At 66.0% G+C, this 22,991-nt stretch carries 21 protein-coding genes; 7 read left to right on the top strand and 14 right to left on the bottom strand.

Translation table 11 applies throughout. From position 1 onward, the window contains the following. The first annotated feature begins 260 nt into the window (after positions 1-260). Complete coding sequence (gene petA / locus B2W55_RS14455; protein WP_024581240.1) at positions 261-914, top strand: ubiquinol-cytochrome c reductase iron-sulfur subunit; 654 nt, start codon at positions 261-263, stop codon at positions 912-914. 70 nt (positions 915-984) lie between these two features. Here petA and B2W55_RS14450 read toward each other — a convergent pair whose 3' ends face one another. The 3 genes from B2W55_RS14450 to B2W55_RS14440 form a co-directional block, all read right to left on the bottom strand. Then, entirely contained in the window at positions 985-1,833 is an 849-nt protein-coding gene (locus B2W55_RS14450; RefSeq protein WP_024581241.1) for an IclR family transcriptional regulator, read from the bottom strand. 188 nt (positions 1,834-2,021) lie between these two features. Beyond that, the gene (locus B2W55_RS14445) at positions 2,022-3,305 is read right to left on the bottom strand and encodes an MFS transporter (protein WP_024581242.1); all 1,284 of its coding nucleotides are present in this window, start codon (positions 3,303-3,305) and stop codon (positions 2,022-2,024) included. Between the two features lie 202 nt (positions 3,306-3,507). Continuing rightward, complete coding sequence (locus tag B2W55_RS14440) at positions 3,508-4,893, bottom strand: M20 family metallopeptidase (RefSeq protein WP_024581243.1); 1,386 nt, start codon at positions 4,891-4,893, stop codon at positions 3,508-3,510. A gap of 232 nt (positions 4,894-5,125) precedes the next feature. On the opposite strand from B2W55_RS14440, the gene B2W55_RS14435 reads away from it, so the two are divergent. Further along, positions 5,126-6,508: an LLM class flavin-dependent oxidoreductase gene (locus tag B2W55_RS14435; protein ID WP_024581244.1), complete on the top strand. Its 1,383-nt coding sequence runs from the start codon at positions 5,126-5,128 to the stop codon at positions 6,506-6,508. 141 nt (positions 6,509-6,649) lie between these two features. Here B2W55_RS14435 and B2W55_RS14430 read toward each other — a convergent pair whose 3' ends face one another. Further along, positions 6,650-8,314 (bottom strand): thiamine pyrophosphate-binding protein, encoded by a 1,665-nt coding sequence (locus B2W55_RS14430; RefSeq protein ID WP_024581245.1) that lies wholly within the window; start codon positions 8,312-8,314, stop codon positions 6,650-6,652. Between the two features lie 234 nt (positions 8,315-8,548). Here B2W55_RS14430 and B2W55_RS14425 point away from each other — a divergent pair, with 234 nt between their 5' ends. Further along, positions 8,549-8,878, top strand: coding sequence for a hypothetical protein (locus tag B2W55_RS14425; RefSeq protein ID WP_024581246.1), 330 nt, complete (start codon positions 8,549-8,551; stop codon positions 8,876-8,878). 40 nt (positions 8,879-8,918) lie between these two features. On the opposite strand, the gene B2W55_RS14420 is transcribed toward B2W55_RS14425, so the two are convergent. Further along, a complete protein-coding gene (locus B2W55_RS14420; RefSeq protein WP_024581247.1) occupies positions 8,919-9,434 on the bottom strand; it encodes a GFA family protein in 516 nt (171 codons plus the stop codon). Between the two features lie 33 nt (positions 9,435-9,467). Further along, complete coding sequence (locus tag B2W55_RS14415; RefSeq protein WP_024581248.1) at positions 9,468-10,595, bottom strand: alkene reductase; 1,128 nt, start codon at positions 10,593-10,595, stop codon at positions 9,468-9,470. 161 nt (positions 10,596-10,756) lie between these two features. Between B2W55_RS14415 and B2W55_RS14410 the strand changes: the two genes are divergently transcribed. Then, positions 10,757-11,140, top strand: coding sequence for a winged helix-turn-helix domain-containing protein (locus B2W55_RS14410; RefSeq protein ID WP_024581249.1), 384 nt, complete (start codon positions 10,757-10,759; stop codon positions 11,138-11,140). Between the two features lie 289 nt (positions 11,141-11,429). On the opposite strand, the gene B2W55_RS14405 is transcribed toward B2W55_RS14410, so the two are convergent. Continuing rightward, positions 11,430-12,926, bottom strand: a complete 1,497-nt coding sequence (locus tag B2W55_RS14405) for an aldehyde dehydrogenase family protein (RefSeq protein WP_024581250.1) — start codon at positions 12,924-12,926, stop codon at positions 11,430-11,432. Positions 12,927-13,318: 392 nt separating this feature from the next. On the opposite strand from B2W55_RS14405, the gene B2W55_RS14400 reads away from it, so the two are divergent. Next, positions 13,319-14,170, top strand: coding sequence for an SDR family NAD(P)-dependent oxidoreductase (locus B2W55_RS14400; RefSeq protein ID WP_024581251.1), 852 nt, complete (start codon positions 13,319-13,321; stop codon positions 14,168-14,170). Between the two features lie 158 nt (positions 14,171-14,328). Here B2W55_RS14400 and B2W55_RS14395 read toward each other — a convergent pair whose 3' ends face one another. Continuing rightward, entirely contained in the window at positions 14,329-14,709 is a 381-nt protein-coding gene (locus tag B2W55_RS14395; protein ID WP_024581252.1) for a hypothetical protein, read from the bottom strand. A gap of 338 nt (positions 14,710-15,047) precedes the next feature. On the opposite strand from B2W55_RS14395, the gene B2W55_RS14390 reads away from it, so the two are divergent. Continuing rightward, positions 15,048-16,457 carry an aldehyde dehydrogenase family protein gene (locus B2W55_RS14390; RefSeq protein WP_024581253.1) on the top strand — a complete coding sequence of 470 codons (1,410 nt, stop codon included), beginning with the start codon at positions 15,048-15,050 and terminating at the stop codon, positions 16,455-16,457. A gap of 72 nt (positions 16,458-16,529) precedes the next feature. Further along, the gene (locus B2W55_RS14385) at positions 16,530-17,105 is read left to right on the top strand and encodes a DUF2478 domain-containing protein (protein ID WP_024581254.1); all 576 of its coding nucleotides are present in this window, start codon (positions 16,530-16,532) and stop codon (positions 17,103-17,105) included. A gap of 230 nt (positions 17,106-17,335) precedes the next feature. On the opposite strand, the gene B2W55_RS14380 is transcribed toward B2W55_RS14385, so the two are convergent. From B2W55_RS14380 to B2W55_RS14355, 6 genes are all read right to left on the bottom strand, one after another. Further along, on the bottom strand, positions 17,336-17,542 hold the full coding sequence (locus B2W55_RS14380) for a hypothetical protein (protein WP_024581255.1): 207 nt from the start codon (positions 17,540-17,542) through the stop codon (positions 17,336-17,338). A gap of 72 nt (positions 17,543-17,614) precedes the next feature. After that, positions 17,615-18,610: a hypothetical protein gene (locus B2W55_RS14375; protein ID WP_024581256.1), complete on the bottom strand. Its 996-nt coding sequence runs from the start codon at positions 18,608-18,610 to the stop codon at positions 17,615-17,617. After that, a complete protein-coding gene (locus B2W55_RS14370) occupies positions 18,607-19,728 on the bottom strand; it encodes a hypothetical protein (protein ID WP_024581257.1) in 1,122 nt (373 codons plus the stop codon). The genes B2W55_RS14375 and B2W55_RS14370 overlap by 4 nt, the downstream gene beginning before the upstream one ends. Beyond that, a complete protein-coding gene (locus B2W55_RS14365) occupies positions 19,725-20,924 on the bottom strand; it encodes a hypothetical protein (RefSeq protein WP_024581258.1) in 1,200 nt (399 codons plus the stop codon). The genes B2W55_RS14370 and B2W55_RS14365 overlap by 4 nt, the downstream gene beginning before the upstream one ends. After that, a complete protein-coding gene (locus B2W55_RS14360) occupies positions 20,921-21,796 on the bottom strand; it encodes a HesA/MoeB/ThiF family protein (protein ID WP_024581259.1) in 876 nt (291 codons plus the stop codon). Before B2W55_RS14360 ends, B2W55_RS14365 begins: the two co-directional genes overlap by 4 nt. After that, positions 21,793-22,848 (bottom strand): hypothetical protein, encoded by a 1,056-nt coding sequence (locus B2W55_RS14355; RefSeq protein ID WP_024581260.1) that lies wholly within the window; start codon positions 22,846-22,848, stop codon positions 21,793-21,795. Before B2W55_RS14355 ends, B2W55_RS14360 begins: the two co-directional genes overlap by 4 nt. Positions 22,849-22,991: the final 143 nt, after the last annotated feature.

Below are 22,991 nucleotides of genomic sequence, written 5' to 3'. Positions count from 1 at the left end.
GAAGATGGACCCGAATTAACCAAGCGACGCTGGCCGTCACGGCCAGCGTCGCCATATGTCCTGGTGCATGCGGTGAAACATCGCTGCGAGACGCACAGCCTCCGATCCTGACGAAGAGTGCCGTCACGGGATCACTCCGAGCCGGGATCGGACGGTGCGCCCAAACCGTCGTAGATCCGTCGGGATCGCCAGGCTCGATCACACTGCGTTCCGGTCGTCCGCGTTCCCTTCGTGGTCCTTTGGACAAGGAGGTTCCCGCGATGGCTGACTCGATCTCCACGGCAAAACTCCTGACGTCCGGCAAAGCCTCGCGCCGCGACTTCCTTTACGTCGCCACGGCCGCCTTCGGCGCGGTCGGCGCCGTCGCATCGCTCATCCCGATGATCAGCCAGATGAACCCTGACGCCTCGACGCTGGCTGCGGGCGGACCGGTCGATCTGGACCTGTCGAATGTCGCACCGGGCCAGCAGGTGGTGCTGCGCTGGCGAACCAGGCCGGTGTTCGTGACCCACCGCACGCCGCAGGCCGTCGAGAAGCTGAAGGATCCGGCGCTGCTGTCGCGATTGGCGGATCCGCAATCGTCCGAGTTGCAGCAACCGGACTACGTTGCGAACTGGCATCGTTCCGTCAAACCGGAGTTCGGCGTCGTGGTCGGCATCTGCACCCATCTCGGATGCATCCCGTTGTTCGAACCGGACCCGAACCCGACCTCGCCAGCGCCGAATTGGCCGGGCGGCTATTTCTGCCCGTGCCACGGTTCCAAATACGATCTCGCAGGACGCGTCTATAACGGCGTGCCGGCACCCTATAATCTGCCGGTTCCCCCGCATCACTTCCCGAGCGACACCATGCTCCGCGTCGGCGAGAATCCACCGAACTCCGATTTCGACTTTGCCACGATCCGGCAGATATAGAGCCTGATCCGGAAAAGTACGAAGCGGCTTTCCGAAATGACCAGGCTCGTAGCCGACCGGCTTTCGCCGATCACAAGCCCGGCTTGACCGCGCGCCCGTTCTTCGGCGCCTGCGCCATCGCACGCGCCAGCACCTGGGCTTCCTTCTTCAGCATGTCGGCGAGCTCGCTCTCGCGGCGACGGATGCGGTCGGTCGCGGCGCCGATCGACAGCGCGGCAACCACCTCGCCGGCATCGTCGCGGACCGGGACGCCGACGCCGCCCATGCCGGGGAATGCGGCGTCGAGCAACACGGTGTGCCCGGCCTTGCGCGCCACTGCGATCCGCTCGCGCAGGAACTTCGGCGTGATGCGCGGCGATTTCGCCAGCCGCGGCACGATCACCTCGATCACGGCCTCGATCTCGGCATCCGGCAGCCAGACCAGAAGTGCCAGCGCGCCGGCACCAACGCCGAGCGGACGGCGGCTGCCAATCTGTAGATAGTTCGGTTGCAGCGGATGGCTGCCGACCGAGCGCGCCAGATACAACGCCTCGACGCCTGATCGTACCGACAGCAGCGCGGTGTCGGCCGAGCGCTCCGACAGCCGCAACAGGCTCGGCTGCGCCAGCTCCGCGATGTCGACCGAGCGGCGCGCGCCGACCGCCATCACCCGCGCCTCCTGGCCGAGCTCATAGGTCTTGGCGCCGGCGACCCGGCTGACGAAGCCTTCCTCGATCAGCGAGTTGAGGATGCGCAGCGCGGTCGCCTTGTTCAGCGAGGTGGTGTCGGCGATGTCGGTGAGCCGCAACGGCGAGCGCTGCGCCAGCACGCGCAGGATCGCGCAGACTTTCTGGATCGCATTGAACTTGTCGGGTTGGCCCGGCTCCGGTGATGACCTCTTGCGGCTGGTCCGTGCGGTCGCAGTCGTGGAGGCGTTCATGCCTTGGCCTTCCCTGCCCTCAATTCCAAATCCTGAACCGGACGCGGCGAAGAGATACGCCCGGCGGCCGTCATCCTAGGACGGATGACGTTCGCCGGACACCGTATACTTTCGTCAGATGAAACTTTGATTTCGACTATCTACGCTGCTCTGCAACAATAGCGATGTCCGAATTTCGCTTCACGAAATCAGGCCAGCCGCATCCTGCGGATCGTGAACAGCGAGCACAGGCTGAGGATGCAGACCGCGGTGAGATAATAGCCCGGCGCGAGCTCGCCGATCAGCGCAAAGCCGCCCATCCAGGTCATGATCGCCGGCCCCATGCCGCCGAACACCGTGACGCCGATATTGTAGCTGAGCCCGAGCCCGGTCGCACGTGTCGCCGGCGGAAACAGCTCCGACATCAGCGCCGCCAGCGGCCCGTAATACAACGACTTGAGCACGCCGAGCCAGAGCACGCCGAGCAGGATGATGGTGGGCGTCGGCTTGCCGGTGAGCATCAGGAAGGCCGGGAAGATCGACACCAGCAGCAGCAGCGCGAACAGGATCATGTGCGTGGTGCGTCCGATCTTGTCGGAGACGAAGCCCGCGATCGGCGCCAGCAGCGCGACCGCGGTCTGCGCGGCGAATGCGGCGATGAACCCGACCGATGGCTCAAGGTTGAGCGTCTTCACCACATAGGTCGGCATGTAGATGATCAGGTAGTTCACCGCGGTCGACACCGCGAGCGCGCCGATCGCCAGGATGGTCGGGAGCATCTGTTTCGCGAACACCTCCTTGACCGGCGATCCCTGCTCTGCGGCCGGCGGCGGGGTCGCATCATCGACATGGTTGCGGATGTAGATGCCGACCGGGCCGATCAATACCCCGAACAGGAACGGCAGCCGCCAGCCCCAGGATTGCAGGTCCTCGGGGCTCATCAGCGAGGTCAGCAGCGCACCGAAGCCCGCGCCGAGCAGGCCGCTGACGCCCTGGCTCGCGAACTGCCAGCTCGCCACGAAGCCGCGCCGCTCCGGCATGTGCTCGACCAGGAACGCGGTCGAGGAGCCGAACTCGCCGCCGGCGGAGAAGCCTTGCACCAGCCGCGCCGCCATCACGGCGATCGGCGCCAGGATGCCGATCGTCTCGAAGGTCGGCATCAGCGCCAGCACCAGCGTGCCGAACGTCATCAGCACGATCGACAGCATCAGCGAAGCCTTGCGGCCGTGACGGTCGGCATAGGCGCCGAGCACGACGCCGCCGATCGGACGGATCAGGAACGACAGGCCGAAGCTGCCGAAGGTGAGCAGCAGCGAGATGGTCGGGTCGTTCGTGGGAAAGAACGCCTTGGAGAGGTAGACCGCGAAATAGGCATAGACCGAGATGTCGTACCATTCGAGCGCATTGCCGACCGAGGTCGCGACGATCAGACGGGTGATGTTTTTCTTGGTGGTGGCGTCGGCTTCGGAGGTGATCGGCGTCGATAGGGTCATCTAGATTCCTTGGCCGTGTCAGGCACTACTCTCTCGGCGAGTCATGGCCGGGCTTGCTCCGGTCTTCCACGTCTTCCCCGTCACCCTGAGGAGCCGCGTAGCGGCGTCTCGAAGGGTCGACGGCCCGGCTGGTGGCCGTCGATCCTTCGAGACGCGGCTATCGCCGCTCCTCAGGATGACGGGAAAAATGCGGCGCGGTCCTTCACCCCTTGCGCGGCGTCTCGCCGAGGTCCCAGAACAAGCCGGCCATGATGGTCAGCGCTTCCTCGGTCACCGGCAGCAGGATGTGCTCGTCAGGCGCATGCTGCGAGCAGCCGGGATAGGAGTGCGGCACCCAGATCGTCGGCAGGCCGAGTCCCTCGGAGAACACGTCGTTCGGCAGCGAGCCGCCGAAGTTCGGCAGCACCGCAGGCGCCTTGCCGGTGGTGGCGCGGATCGAGTTCGCGGCCCAGTCGATCCACGGACTGTCCATGTCGGTGCGCGAGGCGCCGAAGCGCTGCGCACCCGACACCTCGACCATCGGAAAGCCGTTCTTGTGCAGGTGGTCACGCACGCCATCGATCACTTCGAGGTATTTGGTGCCGACCACGAAGCGGAGTTGCAGTACCGCGTTGGCCTTGCCGGGGATCGCATTGGCGGGCTTCTCGATATTGCCCGCCGACATCGCCAGCACTTCCAGCGTATTCCAGGCATAGAGCCGCTCGGCCGCGGTCAGGCCCTCCTCGCCCCAATCCTCCGCCAGCTGCGGTTCATCCGCCGTCGGCTTGATTTCGACGTCGGCGAGCGCGGCGCGGACACGGTTCGAGATCGGCGGGGGCTTGAGGATATCGAGCTTCATGCGGCCCTTGCCGTCGACCAGGCTCGCGATCGCGTTGACCAGGATGGTGGCGGGATTGGCCAGCACGCCGCCCCAATTGCCGGAATGGTTGCCGCCCTCGCGCAGGTTGACGTCGAGATGGATGCGGTTGCCGCCACGGCAGCCGAGGAAGATGGTCGGACGCTCCACCGACAGCCGCGGGCCGTCGGAAGCAATGAACAGATCGGCCTTCAATTCCTCGCGATGCGCCTCGCAGACCTCGCGCAGGTCGGGCGAGCCGATCTCCTCGCCGGTCTCGATGATGAACTTGGCATTGAAGCCGAGCTTGCCGCCGCGCGCCTGCTTCACCGCACGGAGCGCGGCCATGTTGATCGAATGCTGGCCCTTGTTGTCGGCGGTGCCGCGGCCATAGGCGCGATCGCCCTTGACGGTGATCTGCCAGGGATTGAGCCCGTCGCGCCATTCGCCGACCATGCCGTCGACGACGTCACCGTGGCCGTAGGTCAGCACGGTCGGCCGCGCGGCATCTTCCTGGTAGTCGGCGATCAGATAGGGTCCGCGACCGGTCGGCGATTCGATCAGCCTGGTCTTGAAGTCGAGCTCGGCGAAGGCCGGTTGCAGATTCTCCACCAGATAGGCGCGCAGCGCATCACCCTTGTCGGCATTCAGGCTCTCGGTCTGGTAGCCGACCCTGCGGTCCAGCTCCTTCAGGAACTGTCCCGATTGAAAATGCTCTCGCACGTTCGCGATTGCGTCGGCCCGTGTCGCCATGATTGTTCCTTCGTCCGGTCGCGTCTTGGCATGATCCCGCTGGATAGGCTGCATCGCACACCCGGATCATGCTTCTGGAGGGCCGCAACCTATCGGGATCGGCGCAGCACCGGAAGGGTGTGAATCGCGAAGGGGCCTTGCCAAAACGTGGGAAGTCGCAACAAGTTGATGCGGGACGCCCGACATCGACCGGGCGGCACGGCGCGCAAGTTTTCGACCAAGGTTTTCGACAATGACAAAACAAATCCGGCTCAACGCCTTTGCCATGAACTGCGTGACGCATCAGTCGCCGGGGCTGTGGACCCATCCGCGCGACCGCACCAAGGACTACAACAAGCTGTCCTACTGGACCGACCTGGCGAGGACGCTGGAGCACGGCCGGTTCGACGGCCTGTTCCTCGCCGACGTGCTCGGCGTCTATGACGTCTACGCGGGCAATCCGGATGCGGCACTGCGCAATGCGGCGCAGACCCCGGCCAACGAGCCGCTGATGCTGATCCCGGCGATGGCCGCGGTGACCGAAAACCTCGGCTTCGGCGTCACCAGCAATCTCTCCTTCGAGCCGCCCTACCCGTTCGCGCGGCGGATGTCGACGCTCGATCATCTGACCAATGGCCGGGTCGGCTGGAACGTGGTGACCGGCTATCTCGATTCGGCGGCGCGCGGTGCCGGCAAGGACAAGCAGACCGCGCATGACGACCGCTACGAGCTCGCCGACGAGTATATGGAGCTGGTCTACAAGCTCTGGGAAGGCAGCTGGGAGGATGACGCCGCGATCCGCGACGTCGCGCGCGGCATCTTTACCGATCCCGCGAAGGTGCACCGTGTGCAGCACGAAGGCGCCAACTACCGGCTCAACGCGATCCATCTCTCCGAGCCGTCGCCGCAGCGCACGCCGGTGCTCTACCAGGCCGGCACCTCGCCGCGCGGCCGGCAATTCGCCGCCGAGCACGCCGAATGCGTGTTCATGTCGGGACCGTCGGCGAAGGTGATCGGCCCGCGGGTGGCGGCGATCCGCGAGCTCGCCGCCGAGAAGGGCCGCAACGCGGCCGAAATCCTGATGTTCTCGATGATGTGCATCGTGGTGGCGCCGACCGAGGCCGAAGCCAAGGCGAAGTATGCCGAGTACCGCAGCCATATCAGCCACGAGGGCGCGCTGGCGCTGATGTCGGGCTGGACCGGCGTCGACTTCTCGACCTATTCGCTCGACCAGGAAGTGCGGCACGTGCAGAACGATGCCGGCCGCTCCGCCATGGACAATGTCACGCGCGCCGACCCGGACCGGGTCTGGACCGTACGCGAGGTCGCCGAGCATGTCGGCATCGGCGGCGCCGGACCGGTCGTGGTCGGCACGCCCGAGCAGGTCGCCGACAAGATCGAACAATGGTTCGAGGAGACCGACGTCGACGGCCTCAACGTCGCCTTCGCGATCTCGCCCGGCGATTTCGAGGACATCGCCGACATGCTGGTGCCGGAGCTCGTCAAGCGCGGCCGCTACAAGCGGGAATATGCCAAGGGCACGCTGCGGGAGAAGCTGTTCGGCGAAGGCCGTGCACGGCTGAACGATGCGCATCCGGCGAACCGCTATCGCGTGAAGCGGAGCGCCGCGCAGTAGGTGCGTAGGGTGGGTTAGCGAAGCGTAACCCACCATCTTCGTCCAAGTCGCACGTGCGGATGAGAGACCGACGGTGGGTTACGCCTTCGGCTAACCCACCCTACGATTTCCGACCCGTCATCCTGAGGAACGCGGCCAAACTCAATTCACCGAATTGCTCACCACCACCTCGATCAGCTTCGCGCCGGGCCGGCTGAACGCGGAATTCAGCATGCCCTTCAGCTCCTGCGGATCGGTGATCTTGATCGCCTCGAGCCCGAGCGAGCGCGCCAGCGCCGTGAAATCGACCGGCGGGTCGATGAAGTCCATGCCGACATAATTGTCGTCGCCGTGGAAGGCGAGCAGGCGCTGCTTGATGATGCGATAGCCGCCATTGTTGACGATGACGAAGTTGAGCGGCAGCTTGTGGTTGGCTGCGGTCCACAGCGACTGGATCGAATACATCGACGAGCCATCGCCGGAATAGCACACCACCGGCCGCTGCGGATTGGCGAGGCTGACGCCGACCGAGGCCGGCAGCCCCCACCCGATGCCGCCGGAGGCCAGCGCGTGATAGCCGTAACGGTCGCGATGCGGCCTCAAGCCGATGATCTGCCGCGACGAGGTCAGGCCTTCGTCGACCAGGATTGCATGATCGGGCATCGCTTCCACGACTTGCAGCGCGAGCCAATCCGGATCGATCGGCGAGGTCTGGCTGGCCTTCGAGATCTGCTCAACCAGCGCCTTGCGCTTCGCCGCCCAGTTTTTCGTCGACAGCACCGCGAGCCCCTGTCTGGCGCGCGCCGCCAGCGCGCTGCCGCCCGCCTGTTTCAACGCCGGCACCAGCGCGCGCAGCGTCTCCTTGACGTCGGCCTTCACAGCGATCTCGGCGCCATAATTGCGGGCGAGATCGTTGTCGACCAGGCCGACCTGCACGATCGAGAGCCCGTCCGGCAGCGGATCGACCTCGCTGTAGACCGACATCCGCAGCGGGTCGCCGCCGAGCGCGATCAACAGGTCATGCGGTGCCAGGACGTCGCGCGCGACCTTCTGCAACCGCGCGATCGCGCCCATGAAACTCGGGCTCTCGGACAGGAAATGCGCGCCATAGGGCGTCGGCGATTGCCAGGCCGGGCAGCCCAGCGTCTCGGCGAGATCGGCGGCCTCGCGCAACGCATCGCTCTTGACGATCTCGTCGCCGACCACGATCACCGGACGCTCGGCCTTGAGGATGCGCGCGGCCAGCGCGCTGAGCGAGTCCTCCGACGGACGAACCCGTGTGTCGATCCGGGTGGAACGGCCAAGCTCGATGCCGGCCTCGGCATTGAGGATGTCACCCGGCAGCGAGATGAACACCGGGCCGGTCGGCGGCGTGGTCGCGATCTTGGCGGCGCGGCGCACGATACGCGGCAGGTCCTCGAGCCGCGTCACCTCGACCGCCCATTTCACCAAGGGGGTGGCCATCTGCACCAGCGGGCCGAACAGCACCGGCTCGGTCAGGCCGTGGCCTTGCTCCTGTTGCCCGGCGGTGAGGATCAGCGGCGTGCCGGTGAAGCTCGCATTGTAGAGCGAGCCCATCGCATTGCCGAGGCCGGGCGCGACATGGACGTTGCAGGCGACCAGCTTGCCGGAGGCGCGGCTGAAGCCATCGGCCATCGCGACCACGAGGCTCTCCTGCATCGCCATCACATAGGTGAGATCGGGATGGTCCTTTAGCGCGTGCATGATCGGCAATTCGGTGGTGCCGGGATTGCCGAACAGATGGGTGACGCCCTCATCCTTCAGCAGCGCCAGAAATGCCGAGCGGCCGGTAATGCGATTCTTCATGTTCCCTCCAGGCCTGCCGGCGCGTTGGCCGACGGGATCGAGCGAGATGACCAAACTTGCGCGGTGCGGGCAATCGAGCGGGCGATCATGGCGGCATTCCGCAGGCGCGCGCCTCACGGAAGGTTTCGTTCGGGCTTGCGATCAGCGACATCTTGATCGGCATTAAACCTCTGTAACCCGACGAACCCGCCGTCCGCTCATCGCCTCCAACTGATGTTGAAGGAGGTGATATTCATGAAACTCGTTTCCGCATGTGTTGGCATCGCCGCCCTCGGCGGCGTTGCTCTGTCCAGCGCCCCCGCATCGGCGATGCCGATCGAAGTCCCCGCAGCGGGAGCCGTCGTCCCCGCCGGCTACGTCTGCAACGAATGGGGCCATTGCTGGCACCGCCATTATTACGGCGGCGGCTACTACCATCCGCAATCCTATTACCATCCGCAGTACTGGGGTGGTTACGGCTATGGTGGCTGGGGCTGGCACCGGCACTGGCGTCACGGTTACCACTGGCGTCATTGGCGCCACTGGCATCGCTGGCACCATTGGCATCGCTGGCACCGCTATTGAGCGCTGAGGAAGGGGCTTCGGCCCCTTCCTCTTCAGCGTGCTAGAACATCCCCTCGCGCGCGCTGCGCTTCTTCTTTTTCGAGCGTTGCCACACCACGCCGGGATAGCCTTTCAGCGGCACCAACGGTTCGCCGGTGTAGGCCCATTCCTGCAACTCCTCGATCGCGATGTGATAGAGCGGCTGCCGCCCGGTGCGCCCCGAAAACAGCGCGCGCGGGATGTTGACCATATGCGGCGAGCGGGCGCGTTCGTAGATGATCGGCGTGCCGCAATTGGCGCAGAAGCTGCGCGCGGTCTTACTCTTCGCGTCTTCGTAACGCGACAGCTCGCTCTCGCCTTGCGTGATGCGGAAGCGCTTGCGCCAGCTGCCGACATAGGTCGCATACACAGCGCCATGGGCGCGGCGGCTGGCTTGTGTGTGATCATGCCAGGCCCAGCGCGCCGGCACGTCGATCTCGAACCGCACCTTGCCGCACAGGCATTGGCCGGAAGCGGGCTTTGCCAGCGCCACCGGCTTCGGCTTCTTGGTCGGCTCGAATTCGTCGTCCGGAAACATCGCCGGCTCCATCCGGGCTACGAAACAGCGTTTCTAGGCCTGCGCCAGTTCGTCATGCACGGGATAATCCGTGTAGCCCTTCTCCTCGCCGGCATAGAACGTCGCGCGGTTGTACTTGGTCAGCGGATAGCCGCGTTGCAGGCGGCGCGGCAGGTCCGGGTTGGAGATGAAGTAACGGCCGAACGCGATCGCGTCGGCATGGCCTTCGGCGAGCGCGCGCTCCGCGCTGTCACCGATGAAATTGCCGGCTGATATCAGCACGCCGCTCCACATCGGCCGGTACAGCATCATTGCCGACGGCACATCCTTCCAATCGACATCGGCACGGCCGGTGCCGGAGGCGCGCGGCTCGATGAAATGCAGATAGGCCAGCCCGAACTTGTCCAGCGCCTTGATGGCGTGGCTGTAGAGCGGCATCGGGTCGGCCTCGCCGCTGCCATTGGCGATGCCGTAGGGCGACAGCCGCACGCCGACGCGGTTGGCGCCCCAGACCTCGGTCACCGCCTGGGTCACCTCCAGCAGGAAGCGGACGCGGTTCTCGATCGAGCCGCCATACTGGTCGGTGCGCAGGTTGCTCTTCGATTGCAGGAACTGCTCGATCAGATAGCCATTGGCGCCGTGGATCTCGACGCCGTCGAAGCCGGCGGCGAGCGCATTCTTGGCGCCCTGCCGGTAGGCCTCGACCATCAGCGCGACCTCGGCCGTCTCGAGCGCGCGCGGCGTCTCGTAATCGACCACCTTGCCGTCCGCCGTCATGCACTTGAACTCGGCGGGGATCGCGACCGCCGACGGCGCCACCGGCAGCGCGCCATCCGGCTGGAACGAGGAATGCGAGACGCGGCCGACGTGCCAGAGTTGCAGGAAGATCAGGCCGCCCTTGGCGTGCACGGCATTCACCACCTCGCGCCAGCCCGCGATCTGGGCCTCGCTGTAGATGCCGGGGACGCCGGGATTGCCGAAACCGGTCGCGACCACGGGCGAGGCTTCCGCGATCAGCAGGCCGCCCGGCGTGGCGCGCTGCGCGTAATATTCCGCGTTCATCGGCCGCGGCACGAGGCTCGGCCGCGCCGCCCGCATCCGGGTGAGCGGTGCCATCACGACACGGTGCTTGAGCTCATAGGGACCGACCTTGAGCGGCGAAAACAGCGACGAAGAAGCCATGCCTACCCCAAATGTTCTTTTGCGATTTCCCGTTATATTCTGGGCACGATCGGCTCGGAAAACCGGTGCCCACTTTTCCGGATCATGCCCGTTATGTAACGGGTTCATCTTGTTCATAAAAGCAGGTAGTGGCAATCTGTTGCCAAGAGAACAGGTCTCCCATGTCGAAATCGAGCGCCTCATCGCTCCCCTCGCTGAGCGTCCGCATCGACCTCGATTCCGAGGACCGGATCGGGCCGGGCAAGATCCTGCTGCTGGAGCGGATCAACGAATGCGGCTCGATCTCGGCCGCCGGTCGCGCCATGGACATGAGCTACAAGCGCGCCTGGGACCTGGTCGACGAGATCAACCGCATCTGCCGGCAGGCGGCGGTGGAGCGGCAGACCGGCGGCAAGAACGGCGGCGGCGCGGTGCTGACCCCGTTCGGCCAGTCGCTCGTGGCGCGCTACCGCAAGATCGAGCGCGACGCAGCAAGCGCCGTGCGCAAGGATCTCGAGGCGCTGCGCAGCGACATCGGCAAGCCGAAGAAGGCCGCCGGGCGGTAGACGACGCCCGTCACGGGCAGGCGTTGCGAAAACATCGAAAACAACCCCATGCAAAGCAAGCCGGCGGCGGCCGACGTTCGACACGCAACTTGACGCGTCGGGCAAATCAGGGATATATTTCTAATATTCCGAAATAGCGCCTCGTCATGGCCGGGCTTGCCCCGGGGCCATCCACGTCTTTCTCACGCTGAAACCAAGACGTGGATGCCCGGCACAAGGCCGGGCATGACGGAGTTTGTGGGGAATAGCCCTCCCGCAGGCCGGGAGAGGTGAAGCGGCAAGTCGGGCCCTAGCCCGTCTTGATCCAGACCGCCTTGACGTTGAGATACTCCTCGACGTGCTGCTTGCCGGATTCGCGGCCGTAGCCGCTCATCTTGTAGCCGCCGAACGGCACCGCGGGGTCCATCGCCTGGTAGCAATTGACCCAGACCGAGCCGGCGCGCAGCGCTTTTGCGACCTGGTGCGCCTTGCTGACATTGGTGGTCCAGACCCCGGAGCCGAGGCCGAAGGTAGTGGCATTGGCGCGCTTGATCAGTTCGTCCGGATCCTTGAACGAGATCGCCGAGATCACCGGGCCGAAGATCTCCTCCTGGGCGATGCGCATGTTGTCCTGCACATTGGCGAACACCGTCGGCTGCACGAAATAGCCCTTCGACAGCGCGCCTTCGGTGAGGCGGCCGCCGCCGACCACGGCCTTGGCGCCTTCCTTTGCGCCGATGTCGAGATAGCCGGAGACGCGATCGAGCTGATCCTTCGACACCAGCGGGCCGATCTGGGTGTTGGGGTCGAGGCCGTTGCCGACCTGAAGCTTCTTGCCGAACTCGGCGACGCGGCCGACGAATTCGTCATAGACCTTCTGCTCGACGAACAGCCGGGTGCCGGCGCTGCAAATCTGGCCGGAATTGGCGAACACCGCCATCGCCGCGCCCGGCACCGCGGCGTCGAGATCGGCATCGGCGAACACGATGTCCGGCGACTTGCCGCCGAGCTCGAGCGAGACGCGCTTGAGGTTGCCGGCCGAGGCACGGATGATCGACTGGCCCGTGATGTGCGAACCGGTGAAGGCGACCTTGTCGACATCGGGATGATTGGCGAGCGCGGCGCCCGCGGTCTCGCCATAGCCCGGCACGACGTTGACGACGCCGGGCGGAATGCCGGCTTCCATGCAGAGCTCGCCGATGCGCAGCGAGGTCAGCGGCGATTCCTCGGCCGGCTTCAGCACCACGGTGCAGCCGGTCGCGATCGCCGGGCCGATCTTCCAGATCGAGGCGGTCAGCGGCCCGTTCCACGGGATGATGGCGCCGACCACGCCGATCGGCTCCTTCAGCGTGTAGGAGAAGATCTCGCCGGGCAGCGAGTTCTCGATGGTCTCGCCATGGATCGCAGTCGCCTGTCCTGCGTAATAGCGCAGCATGCCGAGCGCGCGCAGCCTGTTGCCGCGGGTGCGGCTGATCGGCGCGCCCATGTCGAGCGTGTCGAGCTGGGACAATTCCTCGAAATTGGCCTCGACCAGCTCGGCGAGCTTGAGCAGCATGTTCTGCCGCTCGAACGGCTTCACCTTGCTCCACGGTCCCTCGAACGCACGACGTGCCGCCGCGACCGCGCGGTTGATATCCTCGGCATCGCCCTCGGCGACGGTCGCGAGCAGTTCACCGGTGGCGGGGTTGTGGGTTTCGAATGTCTTGCCGGAGGCGGCGTCGAGCCATTTGCCGTCGATCAGCATCTTCTTGTAGGAGCCGTCGGCATAAGGATGGCGCGAGATCGGAACAGCCTGCGAAACAGCCATGTTTGCACTCCCTGTCAAATTGTCGGCTGAGGTGTTTTGGAAGCGTTATATCCCGAATTCTACAGCGCGACCGCGAAACCGTAAAGCGGAGCCGGCGTTGTCGAGGGTGGCGCGCATGAAAACCTCCCATGCGCCTGCGTCGTGCACGCGATGTGATAGTATGAAGTTGGATCGGCGACGGAGGTTCACCTCTCCCTTGGGAGAGGTCGGCGCGTAGCGCCGGGTGAGGGGTTACGGTCTTTCGTGTGAGCTGCGACCCCTCACCCGATTTGCTTCGCAAATCGACCTCTCCCCAATGGGGAGAGGTGAAGCAGCGCGTAGCCGAAGCGATTCGATCATAGTTCGGCAGGCTCTATGCCGATGTCAGCCACATATGTGTCCGGAGACCGACGATGCCGCACCCCGTGATATCAGCCAATCATGTTGCCGTGATCACCGGAGGCGCATCCGGCATCGGGCTTGCCGCTGCGCTGCGGTTTGCGCAAGCCGGCATGAAGGTCGCCATCGCCGATCTCGGCGACGACCGGCTGAAGGCGGCCGCGACAAAACTGTCATCTGCGGCGCCGGGCGGCGCGGCCGATATCATGACGGCCGCCGTCGACGTCAGTCGCGCGGACGCAATGGCGGAGCTCGAGGCCAGCGTCGCGAAACGGTTCGGCGGCGCTGACATCCTGATGAACAATGCCGGCATCCAGCCCGGCAGCGCGATGTTCGGCCCCGCGGACAATTGGCAGCGCATCCTCGGCGTCAATCTGTGGGGCGTGATCAACGGCACGCAGGCGTTCGCGCCCAACATGATCAAGCGCGGTCGGCCGGGGCTGATCATCAACACCGGCTCCAAGCAGGGCATCACCACGCCGCCGGGCGATCCCGCCTACAACGTCTCGAAAGCCGGCGTGAAGGCGTTCACCGAGGCGCTCCAGCACGAGCTGCGCAACACCGATGGCTGCAAGCTGACGGCGCATCTCTTGATCCCCGGCTTCGTCTTCACCGGACTGACCGCGCGCGGCCGCACCGAGAAGCCGGCCGGCGCCTGGACCGCGGAGCAGACCGTCGACTTCATGATCGAGCGGCTCGACGCCGGCGATTTCTACATCCTGTGCCCCGACAACGACGTGCCGCGCGCGCTCGACGAACGCCGTATCCTGTGGGCGGCAGGCGACATCGTCGAGAACCGCCCGCCGCTGTCGCGCTGGCACAAGGATTACGGCGATGCATTCGCCGCGTTCGTGAAGGGGACGTGAAATCCTGATGCTCTCGTCATTCCGGGGCAGCCCGAAGGGCTGAGCCCGGAATCCATTGCGCCACGAAGCCTGCGGCCTGATGGATTCCGGGCTCGCGCTGCGCGCGCCCCGGAATGACGACGATGGATGAGTTGGCGCTGGATGTCACCACGTCCGGTCTAATTCGCCCGCACCCTGACCGGCGTCTCGGGCTGCGCCACCAACGCCTCGCCGAGTTCGTTCTGCTGGGCGCGCGGGATCGAGAAGCAGACGCTGAAGCCATCTGACGTCTTCAGCGTCATCATGCCCTGGGCCGGATCGGTCGACTGCTCGATCACCCATGAATCCAGCGGATAGGCGTAGCGCAAGGTCCGGTCGCCGAAACGGGTCTGTAGCGCCTTGCTGATCAGGCCGGGCAAGGTCATGACCAGCGCGCCGACCTGGTTGATCGACAGGCGGATGGTGGCGGGTTCGCCCTTGCCGTCCACGAAGCCCAGCGAAATCGCGCAGCCGTCGGGTGCGACTTCGCAGGTGGTGAGCTCCTGGGTTTCGATCTGCATACCGGCACTCCGGATCATCGTTATATTCCAACCAATATATCGCTGCGACGCGCAGCGTCCAGCCCTGAAATATAGCGGCGCCCGATCCGGCGCGGCTGCACGCGGCGTTAGAATGTATTGAAGCTCGCGGCCGTCCCGTTGACGCTGGGGCGGCAACCGCGAATAAATGACCGCGGACGTCAGCCGCATTTTTCTTTGCCGTTTTCCGGACAGATCGCCCGGTTCCGCCTGACCCGGCGGGGCCATGGATGGCCGTGGCTTCCTCGCCGCAGCCGTGATATATATGTGAATATAGCGAGGTCCGCGAAGGGCCCGTTTGACCAGGGAGAGCGAAGCCTATGAGCGATTACAGTCTTCTCATCGACGGCAAGATGGTACCCGGCGACAGCACGATGCCGGTCCTCAATCCCGCGACCGAAGAGGTCGTGGCGCAATGTCCGCGTGCCTCCAAGGACCAGCTCGACAAGGCTGTCGCCGCCGCCAAGGCCGCCTACCCGGCCTGGGCCGCCACCCCGATGGAGGAGCGTCGCAAGCTCATCATCAAGATGGCCGAGGCGATCGAGGCCAACACCAATGAGCTCGCCCGCATCCTGACCAGCGAACAGGGCAAGCCGCTGGCCGATGCCACCGGCGAGGTCATGGGCATGGCCGGCTTCTTCCGCTATCTCGGCTCGCTCGACCTGCCGATGCGCGTGGTCGAGGATTCCGGCGACCGCAAGGTCGAGGCCTATCGCCGTCCGCTCGGCGTGGTCGGCGCGATCATTCCCTGGAACTATCCGCTGCTGATCCTGGCGTTCAAGCTGCCGTCGGCGCTGCTCGCCGGCAATACGCTGGTGGTGAAGCCGGCCCCGACCACGCCGCTGGCCTCGCTGCGCTTCGCGGAACTGGTCAAGGACATCCTGCCGAAGGGCGTGCTGAACTTCATCGCCGACGCCAACGATCTCGGCGATCACATGACCAAGCATCCCGACATCCGCAAGATCTCCTTCACCGGCTCGACCGCGACCGGCCAGAAGGTGATGGCGAGCGCCTCGCAGACCCTGAAGCGGATCACGCTCGAGCTCGGCGGCAACGACGCCGGCATCGTGCTCGACGACGTCGATCCGAAGAAGGTCGCGCCCGGCATCTTCGAAGGCGCGTTCCAGAACTCCGGCCAGGTCTGCCTCGCCATCAAGCGGCTCTATGTGCACGAGTCGGTCTATGACGAGGTCTGCAACGAGCTGGTCGCCATCGCCAAGAACACCGTGGTCGACGACGGCTCCAAGCAGGGCACCAAGCTCGGCCCGTTGCAGAACAAGATGCAGTACGAGAAGGTCAAGGCGTTCCTCGACGATGCCCGCAAGAACGGCAACGTGATCGCCGGCGGCTCGGCGATGGACCGTCCCGGCTACTTCATCGAGCCGACTATCGTGCGCGACATCAAGGAAGGCTCCAAGCTGGTCGACGAGGAGCAATTCGGCCCGGTGCTGCCGGTCATCAAGTACTCCGACAAGGATGACGTGATCCGCCGCGCCAACGCCACCACCTACGGCCTCGGCGCGTCGGTGTGGTCGTCCGACATCAAGCGCGCCCATGAGGTCGCGACAAAGATCGAGGCCGGCACGGTGTGGATCAACAAGCATCTCGATATGGCCCCGAACATCCCGTTCGGCGGCGCCAAGCAGTCGGGCATCGGCACCGAATTCGCCGAGGAAGGCCTCGCCGAGTTCACCCAGCTCCAGATCATCAACGGCCCGCCGGCCGCCTGATCTCCCAACCTGCGGCCGCGACGCGACAAGCGCCGCGGCCGCCTCCCTCGTCCACAATGAACAGAGCCCGTCATGTTCGACGCCCAATGCGACCTCGCCGCCCTGGTCTATGACGACAACGACGATCCCGATGCCGTGCTGCGCGACTTCGCCGGTGATCTGAACGCGCATGGCTGTCGCGTCGTCGGCATGGTGCAGTCAGGCCAATGCGCGGATTCCAGCCTGTCGGCGGTGCTGGTGCATAGCGGCGAGACGGTGCTGCTGGCGCAGCCGCCAAGCCAGAGTTCTACGAGTCCCGGCACCACCGGCTGCAAGCTCGATCTGTCGCGATTGCAGGATGCCGGCGCCCGCGTCGCCGACGCGCTCGCCGAAGGCGCCGATCTCGTCATCATCAACCGCTTCGGCAAGCGGGAGCGCGACGGCAAGGGCCTCGGCTTTCTGATCGAACGCGCGCTCGATGCCGATATTCCGGTGGTGATCGCGGTGTCACGCGCGAGCTTCGCGGACTGGATCAAGTTCGCCGGCGGCATGAGCGTGAAGCTCGCCTGCGACCGCCACGCGCTGGACGCCTGGTGGCGCAACGTCTCGCTGCGAACCGCGGCCCGGATCGCGCCGGATCACACCACGGTCTGCGAGGCATTCAAGTAGAGCGCTTCGCAGGATGGGTGGAGCGAAGCGACACCCATCAAATGTCCCCGCGCGGCGATGATGGGTATCGCTGCACTCCACCCATCCTACGCACTATCACCGTCATCCTGAGGAGCGCGTAGCGCGTCTCGAAGGATGTACGGCCCGGCTGGTGGCCGATTCATCCTTCGAGACGCGCGCAAGGGCGCGCTCCTCAGGATGACGGGTTTAGGGTCGCGCAACAGACACGCCTACAGCGTTTCCTGCTTGTGGTCGCAGTTCTTGCAGGTGAACTTGACGCGAGACTGGCCCTTCTCCGCCTGCACCCGGTTCGGCGCACCGCATTTGCCGCACACGGCCTCGATCCGGGTCGTGCCCTGCTTGATGACGAGGTTCCGCTTTTCCATGGTTTCGCGGATCAGGCGCTCGGCCTCCTCGCGCAACGATTGCTTCGACATCATCCCCACCGCTGATTGGTTTGCGGGCGGCGTCATAGCACGGCCGCGTGAAGCTTTGACAGGGGGTCCCGATCAGACGATCAAGCGATCCACCGGCAGCCGGAAATGCCGGGGTTTCACCGGCTTTGACGGACGGCCGACGCGGAATACGTTGACCAGCCGCAGATCGCGGCCGATTTCACCGAGCTTGCGCAGCCGTTCGTTGCAGCCGGGATGATCGGCCAGCGCCGAAATCGGGCAGGCCGCGAAGCCGGCGCGATCGATTTCCAGCCAGACACGATAGAAATGCCGCCCCGTCGTGAGCGGATCCTCACCGACCGGCCGGGAGAACAGCAGGACCGCGGAGGCCGATGCGGTCTTGGCGCGGTCGGCAAGCAGCGACGCCGCGAGGCCGAGACGATCAAGCGGCCTGAACAGGCGTCCCAGCACAAGGCGGGCCGCGCTGCCCTCGATGGCGTTCATCGCCAGCGCATCGCGGTTGAGACCGTCAAGCAAGTAGCGCGGATCGGCGGGCGACAGCCGCATCCATGCGAGCAGTTCAGCGCGGTATTCGTCGCCGCGGACAAAGGAGAACTCGGCCTGATCGGCCCAATCGGCGATGTCGGCAATCGCCCCGCGATGACCGATGCAGATCACATCGTCACGCGCGATGGCCAGTTGCGCCAGCGCCGCCGCATCATCCGGCGCGGCGAGGAATTTGCCGCGCCACGACATGCGGCGTGCCACATGCTCCGCCAGCGGATCGGGCGTGGTGCCGTGCCTGATCGCAAAGGAGCAGAGCGCGGAAAATTGCGGCGACAGCGGCTGCTCGATCGTGGTCATCGCGGTGATGGCGAAGCCGCGTCGGTTGAGCGCGAGGCTCATGCCCTCCAGCGCCGCGCCGTGCGACACCAGGACATCGTGCCCCGCGGGGTCGGCGACCGGCGCGCGGACGCCGGTGTCGTCGACCAGCGCCAGCCGGCCGTCGTCGAGCAGGCGCCAGCGCGTCGGCTGGATGTTGTGGACGCTCGGGGCAAGCCGCGCCTCGGCGACCAGTTCGCGCAGCAGATCCGGCGTCAACTGGCTCATGCCGCCGCCAATCGCTTGGTGAACAGATGCAGCCGGTGCAGCGGCGTGGCCCCGGCCTTCTCGACCTGGCGCAGCGAAGGCGCGTTGATGTCGGCGATCCAGGTGCCGCCGAGCGTGCGGTAGCCGGCCTGCTGCAACGCCAGCGCGGTGCGGTAGAGCATCGCGCCGTTGAGGCCGCGATTGTGCAGGTCGCGACAGACCGACTGGTAGATCAGCACGGCGCGCGTGTTCATGATGCGGTGCTGCACGAACCTGAACGGGGCCGTCAGCCCGATCCGGCCGCCGATCGCCTTGATCAGCGGGTTGAGGTCGGGAATCGCGATGATCGCACCGGCGGGGCGGCCGCGGTGATAGACCACGGTCGAAATCCGCTTGTCGATGATCCACATCATGTCGCCGGCCTGGAACAGGTATTCGGCCGCGGTCGGCGGCACGAACATCGGATTGTCGGCAAAGCCGTCGTTGAGAATGAGCCGCGCATCCTCCAGCCGCGCCTTGAAGGCGGAGCGCTTGATCGGCTGCCAGACGAAATCGGGGTCGGCGAGCACCGCACGCTGCTTGTCGCCGAGCAGCTGCTCCGGCTTGCCGTCGTCGAGCGCGATCTCGAAGGTCGTCATCGGGAACGTCGCGGCATAGCCGGCGCGCTCCAGATGCTGCGCGACGTGGGGCGGCGACCACATCATGTCGGTGAACGGCGCATGCTCGAAGCCGTCGGTCATGACGCCGATCTGCTGCATTGCCGTCAGATTGAAATTGCCGGCGACCCGGCTCATGCCACGCGCCGACAGCCATTGCTCGGCGGCACGCAGCAGCGCATCGGCCACCTCGACATCGTCGATGCAGTCGAAGAAGCCGAATGCCCCGTGGCGGGTGCCGTGCTTGCGGTTGGAGGCGTCGTGGATCGAGGCGGCGATGCGGCCGACCGGTCGTCCGGCGCGATGCGCGGAAAACAGCGCATAGCGGCCATGGCCTTCGGTGACGAACGGATTCGTCGCGGGATCGAACATCCGGTCGAAATCGCTCCACAGCGGCGGCACGTAGAGACTATCGGGTCCATAGGCATTGAACGCGGCGTCGAACGCCGCCTTGCGGTCGCCCTCCCTGACCTCGAGCGTCATCTGGCCTCCGGGGTCAGCGCCAACAGCCGCCGCACCAGCGCCAGCGCGGTTTCGGTGGCGGGATCGGCCGCGGTCACCGGCACCGCGAGCACGATCAGATCCACCGGATCATGCGCGAGCACGATGACATGGGAGGCGTTGTTGGCCGATATCAGCGAGACCATCCGCTCGGCCGCCGAGTCGGTCGGCGACAGCCCCCATGGCGCATCGGAGCGGCGCAGCACGCGCCGCGTCGACAGGAAATCGCGCAGCAGCGGCGGATCGTAGGGTGCGAGCTCGTTTTCGCGGATGCGCCGCGCGCTCTCAAAGATCGGATGTCGCGCGAGCTCGGCGATCAACTGCTCCCGTGTCTGCGCCGGCGACGCCGCAACCGAATTGAGCACGCCGGGCTCCTGGGATTCGAACAGCGCGCGCAGCGCATCCGTCATCAGCCCGATGGTCAGCACGCCGGCGATCGCGACCGCGACGAACCGGACCATCTGCGCCGCGTCGACGTCAGGCGCCATGAAGGCGGCGGCGAGCCCGAGCAACCCCGACGAGATCAGCCGCAGCGCCATCATCGCAAGCCCATGCCGCCGGGTCTCGGCGCCGCCGCCGGCGATCAGCATCACGGTGACCGTGAGCAGCGCGCCGAGCGCGCCGAGCCGGACCGGGATGTCCGGAAACAGCGTGCGGAAATCGGTGAGGATGAACGGGATCACCACCAGCGCCCCGACCGCCATGCGGCCGATGCTGCGGTTCTCCGAGGCCATCAGCGCCGAGCGGTCGCGCGTCGCCAGCAGCATCGCGCAGGTGGCGAAGCCCGAGAGCTGGAACAGCGCCAGCGTGATCGCATAGGGCATGACGAAGCGCTGCAACCCGAACAGGCCGCCGAGGCCGAGCAGGATGCCGCCTGCGAGCGCGGCGATCTTGATCGCGCGCGGCGCGTGACGCCGCAGGATGCCCTCGGTGACGATCAAGGCGCCGAGCGGGATCAGCGAAGCCGGGATCACCGAGAGACGGTCGAGCAGCCAGCTTCCGCTCCACCATGCGATGCCGCGATCGAGGAACAGGATCGCGATGACGCCGAGCGCGAGCAGCAGGCGGCGGGTCAGCGGGCTCCGCGGATCGCGCCGGTAGAACGTCATCATCGCCACCGCGAGCCCGATGGCGCCGCAGAGATTGACGATGGAATCGGCGATCACCCCCGAGGTCATGGCCGGCCAGTCAGTTGGTCGATGGCCCGCCGCACCATTGGACGCATCAGCGCGGCGGTGAGCGCGCTGCGCGGCCTCTCGATCGCGGGCCGGTGCGGATTGAGGAACCAGCCGCGGCAATCGGTGCCGGAGGTGCGGCCGAGGATCAGCGCCACCGCCTCATAGGCCATCAGCATGCCGGTCGAGATCACCATCGGGGCGAACGACATCCGGCTGCGGCGCCCAGTCGCTACCTCGCCGGCGATCGCGAGATCGACATAGTTGCGCGACGACGAATGCAGCATCACGTGCTCGATCTCGGCGCGCATCGCGGCGCGACGGTCTTCGTCGGTGATCTCGGTCCAGTCCTTGCCAAGGGTCGGAAAGCCGAGGCGTTGCTCGGGCCGCGGATCCTGCGGACGCACCACGATCACCGACGGCAATGGCGACATGTAGGCGTCGATCACGGTCGCCTCGGCGTGCTTGGCGGTCCGGTACAGGTGCACGCCGGCCGCGATATCGTCCATGCCGTTGACGATGACGGGGCAGCGCGCGGCGATGCCGGGCAACTCATCGGTCCAGTTCTCGCCGAGCACCTCGACCTCGATGGTCGGGTTGATGCGCTTGGCGGCTTCGGCGGCAACGGCGGCCTTCTCGCGGCCGACCTCGTCGGCGAAGGCGAACACCTGGCGGTTGAGGTTGGAGACCTCGAAGCGGTCGATATCGGCGATCACGAAGCGGCCGACGCCGGCGCGCGCCAGCGCCATGAAGGCCGCGCCGCCCATGCCGCCGACGCCGCAGACGAACACCCGCGCCTGGCGCAGCAATTGCTGCTCGTGCTCGTCGATGAAGCCGATGTTGCGGCCGGTGAAGGAGTAATAGTCGAAGCTCATCGCGCGGCCCCGCCATCCTGCTTGCGCGGCCGCAGGCTGCCGAAGGCGCGGCTGTCGTCGAGCCAATAGACCACCGGCAGCACCAGCCGCTGCAAGGCCAGCATCGCCGACGCCGCCAGCAGCGCCGGCAGCGAGCCCGACGGCACCTCGCTCATCAGGTAGCGCCGCGCGCCGGCAAGATCGACGCGGCCGATCTGAAGCACATCGTCGCCGCGGCCGTAGTCCAGCTCGCGTTGGCAGAATTCGTTGTAGACCGCGTTGCGATGCTTCGGCGCGATCTCGAAGGTCTTCTTCAGCGCATCCGAGCCGCCGGTATAGGCATTGGTGATGACCGAGCGCGGCTCGTCGAAGCCGGCTTCCTCGCCGACGCCGAACACCGCCCGATGCCGCGCCATGATGCCACGCGCGAGTTGCAGATGCGCAAAGCTCTGCCGCGCCTCCGGCAGTGGCGACGGGAACACGTCCGAGAAGGTGTCGCTGACCATGCCGACCACCGCCGGCACCTGGGTGACATTGGAGATCCATTTCGGCCGCAGCCCGTCGCGCGCGAACAGCACCAGCGCGGTCAGGCCGTAGAGCACCCAGGACAGCCCCTGCCCGCGCACGTCGGGATCGACCATGACGAGACCGAGATGGGTGACTTCAGCCGGCTCGCCGTCGAGTGGCACCTCCATCACCGACAGCGCGTTGAACGCGATCGGCCGCCCGCTGTCCTCTTCGCAGATCAGGGTGACGACGGCGCGCGACAGCCGCTCCGGCTCGCCGGAGAAGATACCGTAGGTCAGGCTCTCCTCGGGCAGCGTCTTGGCCGCAACGGTGCGCAATTGCCCGACCAGCGCGTCGAGTTCGGCCTTCGGCAACGACACCCCAGGCGATTCGACGATGCGCGTGCGCTGGCCGGCCTGGGTGCGCAAGGTGAGATCGATGGTCGGCTGCGACAGCGCTTTCAGCCAGAAGCCGGCATGGCTGCGCAGGCCGTCAAAGGCCGCGCGCGCCTTGGCAAACCCGCGGCCGCCGCGCGGAGCGGGCGTGCGATTGTCGGTGGACGCCATTTCTCTGTCCCTCGGGTGCGATCTCTGCCCTTGCGGCTGTTAAGAGGTTGTAAGTGCGATCCGACGCAGCTCGCGGCAGGGTAAACAAGGCCTTCCGGAAACGGAACAGATTGGGCGAAACAACGATAGCGGCGGGCGCGAAA

This window comes from Bradyrhizobium sp. UBA2491, assembly GCF_002341725.1.
Classification (GTDB): domain Bacteria; phylum Pseudomonadota; class Alphaproteobacteria; order Rhizobiales; family Xanthobacteraceae; genus Bradyrhizobium.
The sequence above is the reverse complement of the archived record's forward strand: the minus strand, read 5'-3'. Positions and strand labels throughout refer to the sequence as shown.

Excerpts from the sequence above, each read along its gene's own strand:
- B2W55_RS14395 (WP_024581252.1), bottom strand. The coding sequence starts at position 14,709 with ATGCAGATCGAAACCCAGGAGCTCACCACCTGCGAAGTCGCACCCGAC.
- B2W55_RS14435 (WP_024581244.1), top strand. The coding sequence starts at position 5,126 with ATGACAAAACAAATCCGGCTCAACGCCTTTGCCATGAACTGCGTGACG.
- B2W55_RS14355 (WP_024581260.1), bottom strand. The coding sequence starts at position 22,848 with ATGGCGTCCACCGACAATCGCACGCCCGCTCCGCGCGGCGGCCGCGGG.
- B2W55_RS14360 (WP_024581259.1), bottom strand. The coding sequence starts at position 21,796 with ATGAGCTTCGACTATTACTCCTTCACCGGCCGCAACATCGGCTTCATC.
- B2W55_RS14445 (WP_024581242.1), bottom strand. The coding sequence starts at position 3,305 with ATGACCCTATCGACGCCGATCACCTCCGAAGCCGACGCCACCACCAAG.
- B2W55_RS14385 (WP_024581254.1), top strand. The coding sequence starts at position 16,530 with ATGTTCGACGCCCAATGCGACCTCGCCGCCCTGGTCTATGACGACAAC.
- B2W55_RS14405 (WP_024581250.1), bottom strand. The coding sequence starts at position 12,926 with ATGGCTGTTTCGCAGGCTGTTCCGATCTCGCGCCATCCTTATGCCGAC.
- B2W55_RS14375 (WP_024581256.1), bottom strand. The coding sequence starts at position 18,610 with ATGAGCCAGTTGACGCCGGATCTGCTGCGCGAACTGGTCGCCGAGGCG.
- B2W55_RS14365 (WP_024581258.1), bottom strand. The coding sequence starts at position 20,924 with ATGACCTCGGGGGTGATCGCCGATTCCATCGTCAATCTCTGCGGCGCC.
- B2W55_RS14420 (WP_024581247.1), bottom strand. The coding sequence starts at position 9,434 with ATGTTTCCGGACGACGAATTCGAGCCGACCAAGAAGCCGAAGCCGGTG.
- B2W55_RS14415 (WP_024581248.1), bottom strand. The coding sequence starts at position 10,595 with ATGGCTTCTTCGTCGCTGTTTTCGCCGCTCAAGGTCGGTCCCTATGAG.
- B2W55_RS14390 (WP_024581253.1), top strand. The coding sequence starts at position 15,048 with ATGAGCGATTACAGTCTTCTCATCGACGGCAAGATGGTACCCGGCGAC.
- B2W55_RS14430 (WP_024581245.1), bottom strand. The coding sequence starts at position 8,314 with ATGAAGAATCGCATTACCGGCCGCTCGGCATTTCTGGCGCTGCTGAAG.
- B2W55_RS14400 (WP_024581251.1), top strand. The coding sequence starts at position 13,319 with ATGCCGCACCCCGTGATATCAGCCAATCATGTTGCCGTGATCACCGGA.
- petA (WP_024581240.1), top strand. The coding sequence starts at position 261 with ATGGCTGACTCGATCTCCACGGCAAAACTCCTGACGTCCGGCAAAGCC.
- B2W55_RS14440 (WP_024581243.1), bottom strand. The coding sequence starts at position 4,893 with ATGGCGACACGGGCCGACGCAATCGCGAACGTGCGAGAGCATTTTCAA.
- B2W55_RS14380 (WP_024581255.1), bottom strand. The coding sequence starts at position 17,542 with ATGTCGAAGCAATCGTTGCGCGAGGAGGCCGAGCGCCTGATCCGCGAA.
- B2W55_RS14425 (WP_024581246.1), top strand. The coding sequence starts at position 8,549 with ATGAAACTCGTTTCCGCATGTGTTGGCATCGCCGCCCTCGGCGGCGTT.
- B2W55_RS14410 (WP_024581249.1), top strand. The coding sequence starts at position 10,757 with ATGTCGAAATCGAGCGCCTCATCGCTCCCCTCGCTGAGCGTCCGCATC.
- B2W55_RS14370 (WP_024581257.1), bottom strand. The coding sequence starts at position 19,728 with ATGACGCTCGAGGTCAGGGAGGGCGACCGCAAGGCGGCGTTCGACGCC.
- B2W55_RS14450 (WP_024581241.1), bottom strand. The coding sequence starts at position 1,833 with ATGAACGCCTCCACGACTGCGACCGCACGGACCAGCCGCAAGAGGTCA.